Here is a 19,058-nt window from a genome sequence, read left to right as displayed (position 1 = left end):
GGCTTCAACTTGCCAAAGTGTCTACGATGAACTGAAACACGGCATTGATATTGCTGCTGATGCTGCCTGCGCCAGCGATGAGGGCGGCGGAAATCAGCCCGGCGATCAAGCCGTATTCAATCGCTGTCGCACCGTCTTCGCTTTTGCAAAAATTGATGAAAAAATGCAGCACAGGATATTCCCCATCCGCCATCCGGTGCGTTGCGACAACCGGCTTCTGCCCTGTTGAAATCAACTCTATCCTAGGTCGGCGATGTGAGGAATCCGTTACCTTTGATGGTAAACGATCAGCAACCGCTCTCGTTGCTATAACCCGTGACCACGCAGGGCATTTCCGGCATCGGCTGGGTGATGCTGCGACGGATGGAATAGGTCTTGCCCACATCGGTCTTCTTGATGGAGCCCGTGCTGATCATGTCGTAATTGTCGGGAAACTGCGCCACCCGCGTGGAGGATTTCCCAGCAAGCATGGGAGTGACGATGAGTGAGAGCGCGATAACCGCCGTGCCGAAAAGCAGCGCCACATTGAGCACGCCGGTGCGACGGGATTTGTCGGAATACAAGTGACGACCTTCCACCGTCTTCCAGAAATCCTCGTTCATGACCAACCTCGTCTCGCGCAGTTTACCGCTTCTTTAGCTTAACAATCTGCCAGAGGGTGCTGAACGATCTCTTAACACAGCCCCGTTTTGGCACGGCAAAGCGCTGCAAACGGGGCATTTTCACGAAGCTGTGACGGGATATACGCGAGGACCTCGGGGGCTTCCCGATTTTATAGCAGGTCCTGCAGGAAGGGGATGAGCGGCTCATCGGCCGGCGGCATGGGGTAATCGCGCAGGGCCTGCGGCTTCACCCATTTAATCGCCTGCCCTTCCCGTCCATGCGCAATGCCCTCATAACGGCGGCACACGTAAAGCGGCATCAGGAGGTGAAAGGTCTCATAGGTGTGGCTGGCAAATGTCAGCGGTGCGAGGCAGGCGACCTTGGTTTTGATGCCCAGCTCCTCGTCCAGTTCACGGACAAGGGTTTCCTCCGGCGTCTCGCCATGCTCCACCTTGCCGCCCGGAAATTCCCACAGGCCCGCAAGTGACTTGCCTTCGGGACGCTGCGCCAGAAGAATGCGGCCATCCTGATCGAGAAGGGCGCAGGCGGCGACCAGCAGGATTTTTTTGCCAGCCTCGCTCATTCGCCGGCTCCCTTGCGCCAGTAGCGATAACGATAAGCCTCGGAGAAGCCGAATTTCTCATAAAGGGCGATCGCCGGCGCATTGGTGGAAACCACCTGCAGCCAGGCGGTTTTTGCGCCGCTGATTCTCGCCCAGCGCAGTGCCGACGACAAAACCTGCGTGCCGAGGCCCTTTTTACGCTGCGACTTTTCGACATCGAGGGAGATGATGCCGGCAAGGTCGTTATCCTGCACACAGATCACGGTCGCGAGCGGATTGCCTTCCACTTCCTCATTGATGAAGAGGCCGAGCGCCGGCTTGATGGAGCTGACGATTTCCGCAATCGCCGGACGGAGCGCCGGGTCGCTATCGCTGACCTTGATGCTCGCCTCGACAAAACGGCCGATATCGTGGCTCGGCAGGCTGACCAGCGTTTCGGGCAGTTCCATGCCGGAGAGATCGGCCGTCATGACTGTCACCTCTTCGAACACGGACCAGCCGTCATTCGCCAGAAAATCCCTGAGCTGCGGCGGCATCAGCGTCGTTTCGCGCACCACCAGCGGTCTGCCGAAATCTTCGAAACGCTTGCGCGCTTTTTCCAGCCGCACCGCGCTGTTTCCGTAATCGGACGGGTCCAGCGGCACCACGCAGTTGATGCGTTTGGAGGGGTGCGAACCCGTCAGGCGGATTTGCCAGCTGCCGTCATAAATCACCGACGAGGCAGGCCATGCCCGGAAGCTGACGGCTTCCAGACGGCGAACCAGCGGCAGATTGACGGCTTTATTGTCCTGCATTCTCTTCGGCTCCAACGGTCAGCTCCGATAGTCGCCGTTGATCGCAACATATTCCTTGGTCAGATCACAGGTCCAGACGGTGGCAGTGCCCTGACCGAGACCGATATCCACCTTCACCGGAATGTCTTCGAGACGCATTATCGCGCTGGTTTCCGCCTCCGAATAATCCGGGTCACGCTCGCCGTTGACGGCTACGCGCACGCCGCCGAACCAGATGGCGAGGCGGTCACGGTCGGCCATTTCGCCGGACTTGCCGACAGCCATGACGACGCGACCCCAATTGGCGTCTTCGCCGGCAACCGCAGTCTTCACCAGCGGCGAATTGGCGATGGAGAGGGCAATCTTCTTGGCGGCGGCATCGTTTTCCGCGCCCGTTACGGTGACTTCCACCATCTTGCGCGCGCCTTCGCCGTCACGAACCACCTGCAGGGCAAGGTCCTTCAGGAGATCGTTCAGCGCGGTGCGGAAGCCGGCAAGGCGCTCGTCATCGGCGCTCGTTACCTTCACCTGACCGTCTTCAGCGGCAGCACCTGTCGCAAACAGCATCAACGTATCGGAGGTGGAAGTGTCGCTATCGACCGTCACGGAATTGAATGTCGGGCCAACACCGGCAGACAACAGCGACTGCAGGGCGGCGGGCTCGATATCCGCATCCGTCACCACGAAAGAGAGCATCGTCGCCATGTCGGGCGCAATCATGCCAGCACCCTTGGAAATGCCGTTGATCGTCACGATCACGCCGCCGATCTCGGCGGTGCGGGTCGAAACCTTGGGATAGGTGTCGGTCGTCATGATCGCCTTGGCGGCTTCCTGCCAGAAATCGGCTTCCGCCCTGACATTCATGTCGCCGAGAACGCCGGCAAATTTCGAGGCATCCAGCGGCTCGCCGATCACGCCCGTCGATGCCAGGAACACCTCGCCTTCAGAACAGCCAACGGCGGCAGCGGCGGATTTCGCCGTCAATTCGGTCGCGGCCTTGCCCTTGACGCCGGTAAAGGCATTGGCATTGCCGGAATTGACCACCACGGCGCGCGCCACGCCGCCGCCGAGATTGGCGCGGCAGAAATCGACCGGGGCGGAAGGGCATTTCGATTTGGTGAAGACGCCGGCGACGCTTGCCGGCTTGTCGAACACCATGAGCAGAACGTCGGTGCGGTTCTTGTACTTGATGCCGGCGGCAGCCGTCGCCATGCGAACGCCGCGCAGCGCAGGCATGTCGGGATAGGATTTCGGAGCGAGCGGGGAAACGGCAACGGACATGGGAAGCGCCTGAAATTCTGGAAAAGGGGTCTGGAATGCCTGAGATGAAACGGGGCGGCCCATAGCCGCCCCGTAACATTTGTTTTTACTGCTGCGGCTGAGCCTGCTGTTCCTTCGTGGCTTCGTCGTAGCCCTTCTTCAGCGTCTCATCCATGATTTCGATCTTCTGGTCGGCCTTTGCCTTCTCGATGAGGGCAACGTACTTGTCACGCATGACAAGCTGACGAACCTGCGGCTCGACCTGCTCGAAAGCCGGCGGCGGCGCGATGCGCTTGTCTTCCAGCTTGATGACGTGGAAGCCGAACTGGGTCTTCACCGGAGCCTTGGTGTAGGCGCCCTTTTCGAGACCGAAAGCGGCTTCTTCGAATTCCGGCACCATGCGGCCCTTGCCGAACCAGCCGAGATCGCCGCCGTCATCCTTGTTGGAATCGGTCGACTTTTCCTTGGCGAGCGCGGCGAAATCCTTACCCGAATCAAGCTGCTTGATGATGTCCTTGGCTTCGTCCTCGCTGGCGACGAGAATGTGCGCGGCCTTGATTTCCTCTTCCTGCGGCAGGGCCGCGACTTCCTTGTCGTAGCGGGCCTTTACTTCGTCAGCGGTAACGGCATCGACCACGTGCTTGCGGAAATAGGCGTTGTGCAGCTCACGGTCCTGGATGAATTCCATGCGCTTCTTGAAATCTTCAGTCTTTTCCAGACCTTCGGCGCTGGCGTTCTTCACCAGAAGCTTGACGTCGATCGCGCCGGAAAGGGCTGCAACCTTCTTCTGCTCATCGGGAAGCTGCGCGAGCTGCGGGTCGAGGTTGCTCATGGCGAGATCGAGTTCGGACTGGTGGATTTCCAGATCGCCGACCTTGGCGACAACCTTGTCTTCCTGTGCGAAAGCCGGAAGCTGGAGGCCGAGCGTGGCCACAATCACCGCAGCCGCAATTTTATTATAGCGCAACATTTTGAACCTTTCGGGGACAATGCCGGCTCCAGACATGGTTTCCGGCTCTGAAAAAACTTCCAAACACCGGATTGTGGCCATTCTGTAACGGGCGGAACCGTTGACATCATTTGCCCCCCCTCTTATCTGTCACGCAACCTCGCGTCCAGATACGTTGAAGGGCGAAGTCCGTCATTTATGCTGAAATCGGCGTGACGGAGAAAAGCGCCCGGCAAAACGGAATTTCAGAAAGGGCCAGTAAGATGGTCAGTCTCGGCGGAATAGCCCGCAAGTTGTTCGGTTCGGCAAATGACCGCCGCGTCCGCTCCTATAAAAGCAAGATCGCAGCCATCAATGCGCTGGAAGAAGCCACCAAGGCGCTCTCCAACGAAGCGCTGGCGGCCAAGACCGCTGAGTTCCGCCAGCAGCTTGCCGATGGCAAGACGCTGGACGACCTGCTGATCCCGGCTTTCGCCGTCGCCCGCGAAGCGTCGCGCCGCGTTCTGCATATGCGGCCCTTCGACGTGCAGCTGACCGGCGGCATGATTCTGCATGGCGGCGCCATCGCGGAAATGAAGACCGGTGAAGGCAAGACGCTGGTGGCGACCCTTGCGGTCTACCTCAACGCCCTTGCCGGCAAGGGCGTGCATGTCGTCACCGTCAACGACTATCTTGCCAAGCGCGACGCGGCCACGATGAGCAGGCTCTATGGCTTCCTCGGCCTGACGACCGGCGTGATCGTCCACGGGCTGGACGACGACCAGCGCCGCGAGGCCTATGCCTGCGACATCACCTACGCCACGAATAACGAACTCGGCTTCGATTATCTGCGCGACAACATGAAATATGACCGCGCCCAGATGGTTCAGCGCGGCCACAACTACGCGATCGTCGACGAAGTCGACTCGATCCTGGTCGACGAGGCGCGCACGCCGCTCATTATTTCCGGCCCACTGGACGACCGTTCCGACCTTTACAACACCATCGACGCCTTCATTCCGCTGCTGACGCCGGAAGATTACGAAATCGATGAAAAGCAGCGCTCAGCCAACTTCTCCGAAGACGGCACCGAAAAGCTCGAGAACCTGCTGCGGCAGGCGGGTCTCCTGAAGGGCGAATCGCTTTACGACGTCGAAAACGTCGCCATCGTTCACCACATCAACAATGCGCTGAAGGCCCACAAGCTCTTCACCCGCGACAAGGACTATATCGTCCGTAACGACGAAATCGTCATCATCGACGAATTCACCGGCCGCATGATGCCGGGCCGCCGTTATTCCGAAGGTCAGCATCAGGCTCTCGAAGCCAAGGAAAAGGTGCAGATCCAGCCGGAAAACCAGACGCTTTCCTCCGTTACCTTCCAGAATTATTTCCGCATGTACGAAAAGCTGGCCGGCATGACCGGTACGGCGGCGACGGAAGCGGAAGAATTCGGCAACATCTACGGCCTCGACGTCATCGAAGTGCCGACCAACCTGCCGATCCAGCGTATCGACGAGGACGACGAAGTTTACCGCACCGGCGAGGAGAAGTTCCAGGCGATCATCACCGAGATCAAGGCGGCGCATGAACGCGGCCAGCCGGTTCTGGTGGGTACGACCTCCATCGAAAAATCCGAGCTTCTGGCGCATCTCCTGCGTCAGTCCGGCTTCTCCGATTTCCAGGTCCTGAACGCCCGTTACCACGAGCAGGAAGCCTATATCGTTTCGCAGGCCGGCGTTCCGGGTGCGGTTACCATCGCCACCAACATGGCTGGCCGCGGTACCGACATCCAGCTCGGCGGCAACGTCGACATGCGGCTTGAGCGCGAGCTCGAAGGCATGGAGCCGGGTCCGGAACACGACGCCAAGGAACAGGCGATCCGCGCCGAGATCAAGGTTCTGAAGGAAAAGGCGCTCGCCGCCGGCGGTCTTTACGTCATCGCCACCGAACGCCACGAAAGCCGACGCATCGACAACCAGCTGCGCGGCCGTTCCGGTCGTCAGGGCGACCCGGGCCGTTCGAAATTCTACCTGTCGCTTCAGGATGACCTGATGCGCATCTTCGGTTCCGAGCGCATGGACTCGATGCTGCAGAAGCTCGGCCTGAAGGAAGGCGAGGCAATCGTCCATCCGTGGATCAACAAGGCGCTGGAACGCGCCCAGAAGAAGGTCGAAGCCCGCAACTTCGAGACCCGCAAGAACCTGCTGAAATATGACGACGTGCTGAACGACCAGCGCAAGGTGATCTTCGAGCAGCGTCTCGAGCTGATGGAAGCCGACAATATCGGCGAAACCGCAGCCGATATGCGCCATGAAGTGATCGAAACGCTCGTCACCAAGCATATTCCGGAAAATGCCTATGCCGAACAGTGGGATATTGCAGGCCTGAAGGCCGGCATCGCCCAGTTCCTCAACCTCGACCTGCCGGTGGAGGAATGGGCCAAGGAAGAAGGCATCGCCGAGGACGATATTCTCCAGCGTGTCACCGAGGCCGCCGATAAATACGCCGCCGAGCGCGCGGAACGTTTCGGCCCCGAGATCATGACCTATGTGGAACGCTCGGTCATTCTCCAGACGATCGACCATCTGTGGCGCGAACATATCGTCAACCTCGACCATCTCCGCTCGGTCGTCGGTTTCCGCGGTTATGCCCAGCGCGACCCGCTGCAGGAATACAAGGCGGAAGCCTTCGAACTGTTCCAGGCGCTGCTCGCCAATCTGCGCGAGGCCGTTACCGCCCAGCTGATGCGCGTGGAACTGGTGCAGCAGGAACCGCAGCAGCCGGAACTGCCGGAAATGACGGCGCATCATCTCGACCCCAATACGGGCGAAGACGAAATGGCGCTGGGCCAGCAGGCCGCGCCCGCCGCCTTCGTGCCGGCCGAGGATCGCGATCCGGAAAACCCCGCCACCTGGGGTCGCATCGGTCGCAACGAAATGTGCCCCTGCGGCTCCGGCAAGAAATACAAGCACTGCCACGGCGTTTACGAACAGGCCTGAGGCAGTTCCTGACAGACAAACGACATCGCCCGCACCTTCGGTTGCGGGCGATTTTCGTTACACCCCTCGATCGCTGTTGACGGATATCGGCAATTTCCAATATGGGAGCCGGATCGTCTTCCGGAAAAAGCTTTCATGGCCCCTCGCGACTTTGCCGCTTATGTTTTTCTCGCACTCGCGTGGGGAATGTCCTTCCTGCTGCTTTTGCATGTCGTCGAGGCCTTCGGCTGGATCGGTGCGGTCACGCTCCGTTCGCTGGTCACCGCCATCACCCTGTTTCTGATCGCGATTGCGGCGCGCCGAAAGCTTGCATTTTCCGCGAGCTGGCGCGCCTTCGCCGTCGTCGGCGCAACAACGGTCGCGGGACAGTTGATCGGCCTCTCCTATGCGACGCCGCTGGTCGGCACCGCCATGGCGGCCATTCTGGTGGCCACCATCCCGCTCTTTTCCATGCTCATATCGCAGGTCTGGGGGCTTGAACGCCTCACGAAACAAGGCTTTGCCGGCCTCGTCATCGGCTTTAGCGGCATCTTGCTGCTTGTCGGCTTCCCCGCTGTGCCCGTCACGACCGGCTTCATCATCGGCTGTGCCGCCGCTCTCGCCGCCTGCATCTGCGCCGCCTATGGCAGCAACTATGCCAGCCGCTATCTCAAGGGCGTGGGTTCGTGGGAAATTACCATCGGCTCCTTTCTCACGGGCGGGCTGATGACATTGCCGCTTCTTCTGGCCGTGCCCCTGCCCGGAACACCACGCCTCATCGACTACGGTTATCTTCTCGTACAGGCGGTGGTCATGAGCGGCCTCACCTACATCACCTATTTCAAGCTTGTCTCCTCAATCGGCGCAACCAGGGCGATCAGCGTGGAATTCGCCGTGACCGTCGTTGCGGTCCTCGTCGGCGCGCTGGTGCTGGATGAGCCGCTTTCGCTTCCCCAGCTTTTCGGCGCCGGCATCATCATTCTGGGCTGTGCGCTGGTCCTCGATCTCATGCCAAGGAAAAAGGCTCCGCCCACACCCTCCGGGGCGTGAAGGGTTTATTAGCGTTTTCCACCAATAGTCGTGCTGGTCATTGCTGATCATACGGGATCGCGCCTACGGCGCGAGGGAAAAATGCAACCGGGCAAATCTGACTACGAGCATTACTGGGACCCGCTAAGGGCGCTCCTCATGCTGCTTGGCATTCCCTATCACGCCTCCCTCCTCTACAGCCATGCCCTGCCATGGGACATCAAGGATTTCGGCACCAGCCCGCTTCTGAGCGCGCTGGGTGCCGCACTCGTCACCTTCCGCATGCCGGCATTCTTTCTGGTGGCGGGCTATTTTTCCACCATGGTCATCGGCAAGAAGGGCAAGATGCGCTGGCTGAGGCAACGTTTCCTGCGCCTCGGCGTGCCCTTCATCGTCGCCATTCTTCTGCTCGGGCCTTTGCAGCTTTTCCTGCTGCAACTGGCCGGCGTCGCCAAAGGCGATATCCCGGTCGACCGACTGCTTGAGAGCCTGCCCGGCCTGCTGCGCCCGAGCGAACAGTGGATCATGCATCTATGGTTCCTGCCGGCCCTTATCTTCTATTCGATCCTGCTTGCCGGCCTGCTGTTTCTCGCGGAACGCCCGCCACTGGCCTATGTGAAAGATTGGTTCAGCAGCCTGCGGCAGCGGCATACCACCCTGTTTTTCGCAATGCTCTGCCTCATACCTGTTGTGTGGGAATTGATGATCTACGGATCCGGCCTGCTTGCGGCAAAGAGCGGAAGCGGCCTCTTTCTTCTCTATGAACGCGCTTCCGATCCCTATGCGCGTTACCTGCCATTCTTCCTCATCGGCGCGCTGCTGCATCGTGACCGCGCCCTCTTTCACCGCTTTCGTCAGACGGGCCTTCTCACCGGCGTCATCGCGGCGGGCGCCATCGCGACGGCGGTGACCCTGCGCCTGCAATATCCCTTTTCGAATTCGGCCCTGCTGGTGCTGGTGTCGGCAATTGCGGCGGTGACGGCAAGCCGTCTGTTGATAGACCTCGCCTGCCGCTATTTCGACAGGCCGAACCGGCTAGCCAGACGCATGACGGATGCGTCTTTCACCATCTACCTGTTTCACCATCCGCTGATCTACGCCTTCGGAACGCTGTTCATCCTCATTGCGCTGCCGCCGGTCGTGGAATTCACCATCATCGTCGCGGCCACCACGGCGACGGCCTATATGCTGCATCAGGCGATACGCCTCAGCCCGCTCGCCCTTTTCCTGTTCAACGGCATTCGCAAGCCACGCGTGGCGGACGATATTGGCACACAGGCCGGCGCGTCCCAAACCCTTCGTTAAGGATGAAGCGCGTATGATCGGCCTGCCTATTCAACTGGAAATGATGGCGTGTGGATCATGGCTATCCTCAACACGGCGGAAAAAGCCTTACCCGCAGGCCTGCGCGCGAAGCTTTCGCCGCTGGTAGCGAAAGTCGCCGTTGTTCTTTCCGGCGGAGATGAGGTCTCCCGCGCGCAGCGCATGGCGCTGGTTGCGTTTGCGGTGCGTATCGTCAGCGCCGGTATTGCCTTCATTTCCCAGATCATCCTTGCCCGCCTGATGGGCGAATTCGAATATGGCCTGTTCGCCTTCGTCTGGGTTCTGGTGATCCTGTTCGGCAATCTTTCCTGTCTCGGTTTTCACACCACCGTCATCCGCTTTTTACCCGGCTATCGTCTGGAGGATGCCCATGACAAGATCATGGGGCTGACCTCGACGGCGCGGGTTTTCGCCATGCTTTCCGCCAGCGCGCTTGCGATTTTCGGTTTCGTTTTCCTGTATTTCTTCGGCGAACGCATCGCCTCCTATTATCTCATTCCCGTTTCGCTCGCGCTTTTCACCCTGCCGATGGTGGCGTTGGGCGATGTGCTGAACGGCACCGCGCGCGCCAATGGCTGGGCGGTCTCCGCACTCAGCCCCACCTATATCGTTCGCCCGGTGCTGATCCTGCTGTTCATGCTGGTGGCAATCGGTCTCGGCGCGGAAAAAACCGCAACGACGGCCATGCTCACGGCCCTTCTTGCCACCTATGTCACCACGCTCTTCCATTTCGCCTTCATGAACCGCCGGCTCAACCGGCATTTCCGCAGCACGGCCCGCAGGGTGCATTTCCGCCACTGGATAAGGTTCGCCTTCCCGATGTTCCTGATCGACGGCATCGGTTTTTTGATGACCAATTCCGATGTGGTGATCGTCGGGCTTTATCTGCCGCCGGATCAGGTCGGCATCTATTTTGCCGCGGCAAAGACCATCGTGCTGATGCAATTCGTGTTTTTCTCGGTGCAGGCGGCCGCCGCCCCGCGCCTGGCCGCCCTCATGTCGGCCAATGACCGGCAGGGGCTCGCCGGTTTCGCCAGCCAGGCCGCGCGCTGGGCCTTCTGGCCATCGCTCGGCGTCGGCAGCGTGGTCCTTCTGGCCGGCCCGTTCCTGCTGTCGCTGTTCGGTCCCGGCTTCGTTCAGGGTTATGAGCTGATGTTCTTCCTTTTCGCCGGTTTCCTCGCCAAGGCGCTGATCGGCCCGGGAGAAACATTGCTGAATATGGCCGGCAAACAAAAATTGTGCGTCGTCCTTTATATTATTATCTTCGGTTGCAACATTGCACTCAACATGGCGCTCATTCCGGTCTATGGTCTGGCAGGGGCCGCGGCAGCGGTGGCAATAGCCATGTGCATAGAAGCTGTGCTATTGCATATTGCCATTCGCCGCACACTCGGGATCGTCCTTTTTGCCTTCAACGATCCCCGGGCGGGTCAAAACACTGGGAAGGCGGTGTAACGATAAGCATGTCCAGCGATCCAAAGAATCCGGATTTTCAGGACCCGCGCATCGCGGCACTGATGGCGTCTGCGGAGCGTGACCGCCCCGTGGCCGACAGCAGCCGACGCGTGGGCCGCGATGGCCGGGAATTCTGCATCTATCCGGGTCAGCTCGGTTATGACATGCAGGAAGAACTCGACTTTCTGTCCAACCGCGTCATGGAGGCGAATGTCTTCTTCACCGGAAGGCTTCTCGCGCCCGCCATGCCGCGCATCGACGACAAGTCCGTGCGCTTCGCCCTCATTCGCGATGAGAATGGTGCCAGGAGCCGCATGCGCTTCCTGATGCCCTTTACCGTGGAAAAGCCGGGCTTTTCCATCGGTCCCTCCATCATTCGCGTCTGGGCCAATCCATTCGGGCCGCTCGGCACGCCGCTGGTCGACACCGAAGGCGCCGCCGAAACCCTCGACAATCTTTTCGATGCGCTTTCCGACAGCAACATGCGTCTGCCGAATGTTCTGGTTCTGCCGGATGTTCGGCTGGAAGGGCCGTTTGCCCGCATGTTCAAAGCCATCGCGCTCAGCCGCAACCTGCCGGTGACGACGACGGGCAATTATTACCGGCCGATGCTGGAAAGCCTTCTCGATGGCAAGGCCTATCTGCGAAACGCCCTTGCGCCGCACCATTTGCGCGAAATGAACAGGCAGTGGCGTCAGCTCGAAAAACTTGGGCCCCTCTCCTATACCGTTACCCGGCAACCAGCGGACGTGCGTTACCGCATGGAGGAGTTTCTGGCACTGGAGGCGAGCGGCTGGAAAGGCCGCAAGCGCACCGCGCTGGTCAACGACCGTTATCGCGCCGCCTTCGCCCGCGAGGCGATCACCAATCTGGCCGAAGCGGATGCGGTGCGTATCCACACCATCGATCTCAATGGCAGCGCCATCGCCTCCATGGTCGTCTTCATCACGGCGGGCGAGGCCTATACGTGGAAGACCGCTTTCGACGAGAGCTATGCGCAATTTTCTCCCGGCAAGCTGCTGGTGCAGAAACTGACCGACTGGCATCTGGACGATGCCAATATTCTGCGCAGCGACAGCTGCGCCGTGCCCGATCATCCGATCATGAGCCGCTTCTGGCAGGAGCGTCAGGAAATGGGTACGCTGGTCGTCGGGCTTGCCCAGAACAGCGACCGGGACGTGCGGCAGGTTTCCACGCAGGTGGACATGTACCGCAACACCCGCAACCTCGCCCGCAGCCTACGGCAGAAGATCCTGTCCTTCGGACGCAAGGGCAATTGATCCGAAGGGCGCCGGTGGCGCCCTTCGAAGTTTCCGACACGGGCAAAGCCTGCTTCAGCGCGAGGCCGTCCGGATCATCTTGCACAATTGCGTCAGCGCCGCATCGTATCCGCCGCCCAGAATATCGACACAACGGCGGGCGAGCTTGATCTGCTCGGTCCGCGACATATCGTTATAGGCTTGCAGGGCATTGCGCATCGCGCCGGGAGACACCGTGCCCGAGCCGCCCGGATTGGTGGTGCTGCCGCCGGGATTTCCGGGCGTGCCGGTCGAACCGGAGCCGCCGATACCGACGCCGACGCCGAGACCGACACCGCTCGAGCCGCCCACATTGGCCCCGACATTGGCATTGATGCCATCCGAACCGCCAACGGAAGCGTTCACGCCCGCATTGACGCCGCTGGAACCGCCGACGGATGCATTGACATCCGCATTGACCCCATTGCTGCCGCCGACCGATGCGTTGACATCCGCACCCAGCCCGCCGCCGCTCCTGCCACCGACATCCGCACTGGCGTTAACGCCACTGCTGCCGCCAACGGAGGCATCGACCCCGAGCCCGCCGCTGCCATTGTCGCCAACACTGGCGTTAACCCCATTCTCGCCTCCGATCCCGATATCCAGCGCATGAGCGTTGATCGGCAGGATCAGGCAGGCGGACAGTAATAAATTGCGAGAAAAAGCCCTCATAATTTCCTCCCTATGAGTTTGGCCATTCCCGCCCCGCGTGGAAACTCCACGCTAACATCATAATTCAATTAGTAATTGCGTATATTCTAATTTATTAGAGGTCCCTAATATTACCCTAATGCCGCAACTGCAGGTGTCGCGATCCGGCACAGCCACCCTCCGCAACATTTTTGATCGGCGGCCCAGCAAAGACGGAAAAACGCGCGCGCAAACACGCGCAATTCAAAAGGATAAGTCAGCTTTGGGGTTGCACGCATGGCCTTGACCATGATAGACGCCGTGGCATTACCACCGTTGCCCCAATGGCGGAATTGGTAGACGCGCCGCACTCAAAAAGAGGTTTGTCTACCCTATCCACAGAAATTTATCCGCCAATTTACGTCATATTTTCAGTAGCTTACTGATGAGGCTCAAAGTCGCCTGATGAACGCGAAATGCGGCTAGGTACAGGATAGGAGCGGAACGGAAGCGAAAAGACGGCGTTATTTGACGGCAAGCGGCAACGTAACTTGAACTGGTGCGACCCTTCACGATCAGCCAAGCTCTTCCCGCCTAGAAAGTCGCTATTGACCCTCCCGTCGCCTGCCTCCCTTGAATGCCGTCAGAGCTTTTGTCGCAAACGTCTCGGGGCGACGATATTCTATCCCAATGTCAAATTCGTTGGCGGCAAATTTCAGTTCCGCGAACTACTGGAATCGGAAGGTCTTCGTCGGCTTGCCGAAGGCCTTTCTCCGGCCTGGATCAACGATATGCCGCAGGCGCATGCCGATATCATCGAGCTTGTCAGAGGGTTCGGGCAGTCCTCGGATTTGGTTGCGCCGGTTCGCGAACTCCAGGAACTCTTTCATGGCAGCTTCGTGGCGGCTTTCGACAACGAGCAAATTACCGCCTATTATCAACGTCTTAGTCAGAAGATGTATCTTCTCAGACTCCTCAACCGCGACGCCGTCAACACCGTCAACACGATACGGTCAACGGAGGAACATGTGGACGTCGTCGTGGCGCTGAAAGATCGGGACGTATATCGCGCCATCGAGGCGCTCCACCGCCATTTGAAGAACGTCCTCCACCGTCTTTTGACCCGTTGACCTTACAGACTTGCTTTGAGCATTTGAAAAGCCAGATCCGGCACCTACGGACGAAAATAAACTGTCGAGACACTCCGACGGGCGCTATGCTTTCGAGCGGGCCTTTGCGAACCTGCGCCGCCGTGCAACATCGAGGTCGAATCGAATGCTGTTGTTGCCCCGGCGAGCAGCTCATCGTCGCGTTTTTACCGTTACCTCACGCGGCGGCCCTTGTCGTCGAAGACGAAGCTACGCGCGGCGGGATAAGCGATCCTTATTCGCTCCCCGTTGGTGGGCTGCAGGTCGCCTTGGCTTTCGATGGTAATGCTCTGCCCTCCCGCCAAGCGGCAGTAGATATAGTAGGTGCCGCCGAGATACTCAGTGAACTCCACCACAGCTGGAATGCCCTTTTCGGCGTCTTCCGAGATCAGCATGTGTTCGGGCCGGATGCCGAGGGTCACAGGGGCCTGTTCTGCAAGACCGACATGAAGTGATGGCAACGGCAGAAGCGCCTCGCCTATGCGAACGCCGCCTTGCGCACACTGCCCTTCCAGCAGGTTCATGCGGGGCGAGCCGATGAATCCGGCTACGAACGTATTGGCCGGGTCCTCGTAGACCTGCCGCGGCGTGCCAACCTGCTCGATCCGGCCATCCCGCAGGATGACGATCCGGTCGGCAAGCGTCATGGCTTCCGTCTGGTCATGCGTCACATAGATCATCGTATTGTTCAGGTTTCGGTGCAGCCGGGCAATTTCGATCCGCATCGAGACGCGCAGCTCCGCGTCCAGATTCGACAGGGGTTCGTCGAACAGAAAGACGTCAGGCTTGCGCACGATGGCCCTGCCGATCGCCACGCGCTGCCGCTGCCCGCCGGAAAGCTGACCCGGCCGCCGGCCCAGAAGATGCTCGATCTTGAGAATTGCGGAAGCCTGCGCGACTCGAGCCTGGATTTCCGCCGCATCGGTCCGCGACATCTTAAGGCCAAATGCGAGATTGTCCCGCACGCTCATGTGTGGATAAAGCGCATAGGACTGGAAAACCATGGCGATGCCGCGGTCCGAAGGATCGAGATCCGTGACGTCCCGCCCCTTGATGGCGATTTCGCCGTCGGTCACCTCTTCCAGCCCGGCGATCATGCGAAGCAGCGTGGATTTCCCGCATCCGGAAGGCCCGACGAAGACGACAAACTCGCCCTCGCCGATTGTCAGATCGACACCGTGAATGACATCGAGACTGCCGTAGCTTTTGCGCACCGCCGTCAGCGTCAGGCTCGTGGCCCGTGCATCGTTCGTCATTGGGGCCACCTCATTTCATCGCCCGCAGCCAGACGAGCATGCTGCCCGGCGCGCGGTTGTCCCAGAGATGATAGGGTACAAGGCGCAGCGAGGCAGGTTTGCGCTCGGCCGGCGCCGTGCGATAGAGTGCATCGCCCCATCCGGAAGCGTCTTCCCGCTCGACGGCGAGATCGACGGCGACCGCGCCGTCGAGGTCCGCCAGCATCTCGGTCTTCTCCTGCGATAGTTTGGCCGGCACGAAGAAGGTGTTCAGATCGCCGCCATTGTCGACTTCTTCGGCGCAATAGACTAACGGCCCGCGCATCAACGCAACGCGGCCGGCATCCTGTCTGATCTTGGGATTGGCGTATTGCGGCCGCAGCGACAGCGGCAGGAAAAGAGCCACCCTGTCACCGTCGGCCCATTCGCGTTCGATACGGGCATAGCCGTCGACGGTGACGGCACGCAGATCCAGCATGTCCCCGTTGATGCTGAGTGTCGCCCCCTCGGCCCATGCCGGAATGCGCAACGAAAGCGCAAAATGCGCCGGCGCGGCAAGCGCTGCGTTGAACGCGATGCTGCCCTCCCAGGGATAGTTGGTGGCCTGCTTCAGCGTCAGTTCTGCACTGTTGGCGAGCGTGCAGCGCAAGGTGCTTTCGCCATAAAGATGCACGGCGACCTCATCATCGGCTACCGCGTACATGTAGGAACCGACCGAGGCCAGGAGGCGGGCGATATTCGGCGGGCAGCAGGGGCAGTGATGCCACTTCCACCGGTGATGCCCGCCCGTCGTTTCCAGCGGGTTCTCGTAGAAAAACGTTTTGCCGTCAATGGAAAGGCCCGACATGGCGCCGTTGTAGAGCGCCTGCTCCATGATATCCGCATAACGCCGGTTCGGGCCGCGTCCAAGCATCCGGCTCGCCCAGAAAACAAGCCCGACAGAGGCGCAGGTCTCCGCATAGGCCGTGTCATTCGGCAAATCGTAGTAGTCGGTGAAACCTTCGTTAGCCGCAGCCGGACCGATCCCGCCCGTGATGTACATCTGCTTGGCGGTGAGGTCCTCCCAAAGCGCGTCGAGTGCCGTGCTCAGCGTATCGTCGTTATACTCGGTGGCGATGTCAGCCATACCGGAATAGAGATACATGGCCCGCACCGCGTGCCCAACGACTTTCCGCTGCTCGCGCACCGGCACATGGGATTGGTTGTATTCATAGGTTCCGAAGATGAAGTTCTTCGGATCACGTTCGTCTTTGCGCGCCTCGATATCAAAGTAATGCGGCTGGGTGCCGCGCTCGTCGATGAAGAACTTCGAGAGGCCGAGATATTTCCTTTCTCCCGTAACGCGCGCAAGCTTGACAAGCGCGAGTTCGATTTCCTCGTGGCCGCAATAGCCGGCGATCTGGCCCTCGCCGCGCCCGAACACAGCGATCATGTGGTCGGCATAGCGGCACATGATGTCGAGCAGCTTTCGCTTTCCTGTCGCCTGGAAGTAGGCAACAGCCCCCTCCATCAGATGACCCGCGCAATACAGTTCATGCGTATCGCGCAGGTTCGTCCATTCCCGGCCGGGGACGATACGCTGATACCACGAATTGAGATAGCCGTCCGGCCGCTGAAGCTTTTCGTAAAGATCGATGATGGCATCGACCCGCGCCTCAAGCTCGGGATTGGGCTTGCGATAAAGCGAATAGGCGGCGGTCTCGATCGACTTGCCGAAATCGCTGTCCCAGAACATCTGTGTGGATACCCGCGCCTTGCTCTCGGTGGCCGGCATGGTCGGGCTCATGCTATGGTAAGGAATGACGACACCGGGGCCCGGCTGGTCGATATCGATCTGACGAAGCATGCCCGCTTCAATGCAGCGATCCAGAAGCGTGGCGGCGGTGGATTGACATATTGCGTCCTGTTTCTGGCCAAAGAGGCCTCCCACCTCGACATCCGGGACGGCGACAGGGCGGAACTGGCGAGTTTTGGGGGTATTGTTCATGGGCTTACTCTCTTTCATTTCACGGCCCCGGCCATCAGGCCGCGCATGTAGTAGCGTTGCAGGAGAAGGAAGACGAAAAGGCAGGGCACGACCATGACGGTGACGCCGGCCTGGACGGCTCCCCAGTTGATCGCGCCGAGCCGCCCGGCACGAACTGCCGTCATCAGGACCGGCAACGTATAGTTCTCGTTGCTGGAGAGCAGTACGAGTGCGGCCAAGAACTCGTTCCACGCATTGAGAAAGGCAAAGATGGAGACCGTCGCGATGCCGGGCATCACAAGCGGCGTCAGGACGCGCAAAATCAGCTTCAAATCCCGTGCTCCATCAATACGGGCAGCCTCTTCGATTTCCTTAGGCACTGCATCGAAGGCGTTACGCATCATAAAGACGGAAAAGGGCAGTTGCAGCGTCACGTAGATCAGCATCAGCCCGAACAGCGAATTGTTGAGGCCGAGTTTCGCCAGAATGATGAAGAGCGGAGTGAGGATCGATTGGAACGGGATCATGAGCGTGGTGATGATCAGCACGAAGAGCGCGTTCTTCAACGGGAAGCGGTAGCGCGAGAAACCGTAGCCGGCAAGCACACTGACCACCACGGTCAGGACAACGGTGCCCAGCGACACGACAAGCGAATTGAGTGTGTGCTGCCAAACGCCGGAGCCAAACCCGTCCAGCGTCCGGTACGCATCGATGCTGATGCCGTTGATCGGCCACGGCGGTAGCGGCGGCTGCCCGTTTTCACTGTTCGACCGGAACGAGGCGAGGAAACTGACAAGGAACGGCGCAAGGAAGAAGAATACCGTTCCGATACCGACGCCGTGATAGGCGATGCGGCTCAAGAACACCTTGCGGGCTCGAATATTCCGACGGGTCTTCATGGACGGTCGTCTCCCACTTTGAGCAGCCGGAGTTGTGCGATGCTGATGGCGACAAGAATGGCCAGAAGCGCGATGGACAGCGCTGCGCCATAGCCAAGATTGAAGGATACGAAGGACTGGTTGAAGATGTAGTAGACCACTGAAATCATCCGGTTCTGCGGCCCACCGGACGTCATGATGTAGAACTGGTCGAAGGCAAGGATCGAGCCGGTGATCGACAGGATCAGCGCCAGCGCCAGTGTGCGGCGCATCAGCGGAAGCGTCAGATGACGGAAGCGCTGCCAGCGGCGGGCACCATCGATGCGCGCGGCCTCCGTCAGTTCGGCCGGAATCGCCTGAAGTCCGGTCAGAAGAATGATCATGGTGAAGCCCGCGACCTTCCAGACCACCATGATGATGACGGTGAGGAAGGCCATGTCAAAAGTCGCGAGCAGGTTCACCCGGCTGGACGTTAGGCCGAGCGCTTGGAGCAAGGGCGCAAAAAGCCCGCTGTCGACATTGGCGAGCCACACCCATAGCAGCGACGCCGAGGCAAGGCCGACGACGACAGGCAGGAAGATGATGGTGCGATAGATTGAAACGAACCGTCTCTGCTTCTCCACGAAGAAGGCGAGAGGAAAGGCGATTGCGAAAATGGCGATCGTGACCACCACCGTGTAGTGGGCAGTGAAGCCGAGGGCGGTGAAGAAGCGCGCATCCGTCAGCATGCGGGCGTAGTTTCCGAGCCCGATCCAGCGGGGCGCGCCGAGCAGCGGCCAGCGGTGAAAGCTCATCCAGAGCGTGAACAGCACGGGGATCACAAAGAACAACGTGACCAGGGCCATAGCCGGCGCAATGTAGATAAGGCCCGACAGGCCTGATCTGCTTCGCTTGCGCAGCGCACGGGGCGGCCGGGATGGGACGTGGGGCGTCGTCATGGTACGTTCGCTTTCGATTGGCTGGAGCAAGGAGGAGCCTTTCTGCTCCTC

The 19,058-nt window shown here is 59.8% G+C and carries 17 protein-coding genes; 6 read left to right on the top strand and 11 right to left on the bottom strand.

Annotated elements, in window-relative coordinates; genetic code table 11:
• Nucleotides 1-4 precede the first annotated feature (4 nt).
• From ACQZ5G_RS12055 to ACQZ5G_RS12030, 6 genes are all read right to left on the bottom strand, one after another.
• A complete protein-coding gene (locus tag ACQZ5G_RS12055; RefSeq protein ID WP_003522549.1) occupies nt 5-193 on the bottom strand; it encodes a Flp family type IVb pilin in 189 nt (62 codons plus the stop codon).
• 94 nt (nt 194-287) lie between these two features.
• Complete coding sequence (locus ACQZ5G_RS12050; RefSeq protein ID WP_003522548.1) at nt 288-602, bottom strand: hypothetical protein; 315 nt, start codon at nt 600-602, stop codon at nt 288-290.
• A 170-nt stretch (nt 603-772) separates the two neighbouring features.
• Entirely contained in the window at nt 773-1,186 is a 414-nt protein-coding gene (gene mutT / locus ACQZ5G_RS12045) for an 8-oxo-dGTP diphosphatase MutT (protein WP_003522547.1), read from the bottom strand.
• Entirely contained in the window at nt 1,183-1,959 is a 777-nt protein-coding gene (locus ACQZ5G_RS12040) for a GNAT family N-acetyltransferase (protein WP_448738196.1), read from the bottom strand. The genes mutT and ACQZ5G_RS12040 overlap by 4 nt, the downstream gene beginning before the upstream one ends.
• 18 nt (nt 1,960-1,977) lie before the next feature.
• A complete protein-coding gene (gene argJ, locus ACQZ5G_RS12035) occupies nt 1,978-3,219 on the bottom strand; it encodes a bifunctional glutamate N-acetyltransferase/amino-acid acetyltransferase ArgJ (RefSeq protein WP_448738197.1) in 1,242 nt (413 codons plus the stop codon).
• Nucleotides 3,220-3,304: 85 nt separating this feature from the next.
• Nucleotides 3,305-4,168, bottom strand: coding sequence for a peptidylprolyl isomerase (locus ACQZ5G_RS12030; protein WP_035237262.1), 864 nt, complete (start codon nt 4,166-4,168; stop codon nt 3,305-3,307).
• Between the two features lie 242 nt (nt 4,169-4,410).
• Here ACQZ5G_RS12030 and secA point away from each other — a divergent pair, with 242 nt between their 5' ends.
• From secA to ACQZ5G_RS12005, 5 genes are all read left to right on the top strand, one after another.
• Nucleotides 4,411-7,128 carry a preprotein translocase subunit SecA gene (secA, locus tag ACQZ5G_RS12025; RefSeq protein WP_003520900.1) on the top strand — a complete coding sequence of 906 codons (2,718 nt, stop codon included), beginning with the start codon at nt 4,411-4,413 and terminating at the stop codon, nt 7,126-7,128.
• Between the two features lie 135 nt (nt 7,129-7,263).
• Nucleotides 7,264-8,157 carry a DMT family transporter gene (locus tag ACQZ5G_RS12020; RefSeq protein ID WP_448738198.1) on the top strand — a complete coding sequence of 298 codons (894 nt, stop codon included), beginning with the start codon at nt 7,264-7,266 and terminating at the stop codon, nt 8,155-8,157.
• A gap of 81 nt (nt 8,158-8,238) precedes the next feature.
• Nucleotides 8,239-9,441, top strand: a complete 1,203-nt coding sequence (gene mdoC, locus ACQZ5G_RS12015; protein WP_448738199.1) for a glucans biosynthesis protein MdoC — start codon at nt 8,239-8,241, stop codon at nt 9,439-9,441.
• A gap of 57 nt (nt 9,442-9,498) precedes the next feature.
• Nucleotides 9,499-10,914 carry a Wzx-type polysaccharide biosynthesis protein UppV gene (gene uppV, locus ACQZ5G_RS12010; RefSeq protein ID WP_448738200.1) on the top strand — a complete coding sequence of 472 codons (1,416 nt, stop codon included), beginning with the start codon at nt 9,499-9,501 and terminating at the stop codon, nt 10,912-10,914.
• Nucleotides 10,915-10,922: 8 nt separating this feature from the next.
• The gene (locus ACQZ5G_RS12005; RefSeq protein ID WP_080819304.1) at nt 10,923-12,194 is read left to right on the top strand and encodes a GNAT family N-acetyltransferase; all 1,272 of its coding nucleotides are present in this window, start codon (nt 10,923-10,925) and stop codon (nt 12,192-12,194) included.
• Nucleotides 12,195-12,248: 54 nt separating this feature from the next.
• Here ACQZ5G_RS12005 and uppQ read toward each other — a convergent pair whose 3' ends face one another.
• The gene (uppQ, locus tag ACQZ5G_RS12000; RefSeq protein WP_080819305.1) at nt 12,249-12,884 is read right to left on the bottom strand and encodes a polysaccharide biosynthesis GNAT family N-acetyltransferase UppQ; all 636 of its coding nucleotides are present in this window, start codon (nt 12,882-12,884) and stop codon (nt 12,249-12,251) included.
• A gap of 509 nt (nt 12,885-13,393) precedes the next feature.
• Here uppQ and ACQZ5G_RS11995 point away from each other — a divergent pair.
• Nucleotides 13,394-13,972 carry an FCD domain-containing protein gene (locus ACQZ5G_RS11995; RefSeq protein WP_149622439.1) on the top strand — a complete coding sequence of 193 codons (579 nt, stop codon included), beginning with the start codon at nt 13,394-13,396 and terminating at the stop codon, nt 13,970-13,972.
• Between the two features lie 191 nt (nt 13,973-14,163).
• On the opposite strand, the gene ACQZ5G_RS11990 is transcribed toward ACQZ5G_RS11995, so the two are convergent.
• The 4 genes from ACQZ5G_RS11990 to ACQZ5G_RS11975 are packed head-to-tail and all read right to left on the bottom strand — an operon-like array spanning nt 14,164 to nt 19,007.
• On the bottom strand, nt 14,164-15,246 hold the full coding sequence (locus ACQZ5G_RS11990) for an ABC transporter ATP-binding protein (RefSeq protein WP_448738201.1): 1,083 nt from the start codon (nt 15,244-15,246) through the stop codon (nt 14,164-14,166).
• Nucleotides 15,247-15,256: 10 nt separating this feature from the next.
• Nucleotides 15,257-17,212, bottom strand: coding sequence for a glycoside hydrolase family 127 protein (locus tag ACQZ5G_RS11985; protein ID WP_448738202.1), 1,956 nt, complete (start codon nt 17,210-17,212; stop codon nt 15,257-15,259).
• Between the two features lie 14 nt (nt 17,213-17,226).
• Nucleotides 17,227-18,090 carry a carbohydrate ABC transporter permease gene (locus ACQZ5G_RS11980; protein WP_448738203.1) on the bottom strand — a complete coding sequence of 288 codons (864 nt, stop codon included), beginning with the start codon at nt 18,088-18,090 and terminating at the stop codon, nt 17,227-17,229.
• Nucleotides 18,087-19,007, bottom strand: a complete 921-nt coding sequence (locus ACQZ5G_RS11975) for a carbohydrate ABC transporter permease (RefSeq protein ID WP_448738204.1) — start codon at nt 19,005-19,007, stop codon at nt 18,087-18,089. The genes ACQZ5G_RS11980 and ACQZ5G_RS11975 overlap by 4 nt, the downstream gene beginning before the upstream one ends.
• Nucleotides 19,008-19,058: the final 51 nt, after the last annotated feature.

The organism is Agrobacterium sp. 22-214-1 (genome assembly GCF_053522465.1).
This window is presented reverse-complemented; position numbering and strand designations above follow the sequence as displayed.

Excerpts from the sequence above, each read along its gene's own strand:
- ACQZ5G_RS12040 (WP_448738196.1), bottom strand. The coding sequence starts at position 1,959 with ATGCAGGACAATAAAGCCGTCAATCTGCCGCTGGTTCGCCGTCTGGAA.
- mutT (WP_003522547.1), bottom strand. The coding sequence starts at position 1,186 with ATGAGCGAGGCTGGCAAAAAAATCCTGCTGGTCGCCGCCTGCGCCCTT.
- secA (WP_003520900.1), top strand. The coding sequence starts at position 4,411 with ATGGTCAGTCTCGGCGGAATAGCCCGCAAGTTGTTCGGTTCGGCAAAT.
- ACQZ5G_RS12005 (WP_080819304.1), top strand. The coding sequence starts at position 10,923 with ATGTCCAGCGATCCAAAGAATCCGGATTTTCAGGACCCGCGCATCGCG.
- ACQZ5G_RS11980 (WP_448738203.1), bottom strand. The coding sequence starts at position 18,090 with ATGAAGACCCGTCGGAATATTCGAGCCCGCAAGGTGTTCTTGAGCCGC.
- ACQZ5G_RS11990 (WP_448738201.1), bottom strand. The coding sequence starts at position 15,246 with ATGACGAACGATGCACGGGCCACGAGCCTGACGCTGACGGCGGTGCGC.
- ACQZ5G_RS12020 (WP_448738198.1), top strand. The coding sequence starts at position 7,264 with ATGGCCCCTCGCGACTTTGCCGCTTATGTTTTTCTCGCACTCGCGTGG.
- uppV (WP_448738200.1), top strand. The coding sequence starts at position 9,499 with ATGGCTATCCTCAACACGGCGGAAAAAGCCTTACCCGCAGGCCTGCGC.
- ACQZ5G_RS12050 (WP_003522548.1), bottom strand. The coding sequence starts at position 602 with ATGAACGAGGATTTCTGGAAGACGGTGGAAGGTCGTCACTTGTATTCC.
- ACQZ5G_RS11975 (WP_448738204.1), bottom strand. The coding sequence starts at position 19,007 with ATGACGACGCCCCACGTCCCATCCCGGCCGCCCCGTGCGCTGCGCAAG.
- ACQZ5G_RS12030 (WP_035237262.1), bottom strand. The coding sequence starts at position 4,168 with ATGTTGCGCTATAATAAAATTGCGGCTGCGGTGATTGTGGCCACGCTC.
- argJ (WP_448738197.1), bottom strand. The coding sequence starts at position 3,219 with ATGTCCGTTGCCGTTTCCCCGCTCGCTCCGAAATCCTATCCCGACATG.
- mdoC (WP_448738199.1), top strand. The coding sequence starts at position 8,239 with ATGCAACCGGGCAAATCTGACTACGAGCATTACTGGGACCCGCTAAGG.
- uppQ (WP_080819305.1), bottom strand. The coding sequence starts at position 12,884 with ATGAGGGCTTTTTCTCGCAATTTATTACTGTCCGCCTGCCTGATCCTG.
- ACQZ5G_RS11985 (WP_448738202.1), bottom strand. The coding sequence starts at position 17,212 with ATGAACAATACCCCCAAAACTCGCCAGTTCCGCCCTGTCGCCGTCCCG.
- ACQZ5G_RS12055 (WP_003522549.1), bottom strand. The coding sequence starts at position 193 with ATGGCGGATGGGGAATATCCTGTGCTGCATTTTTTCATCAATTTTTGC.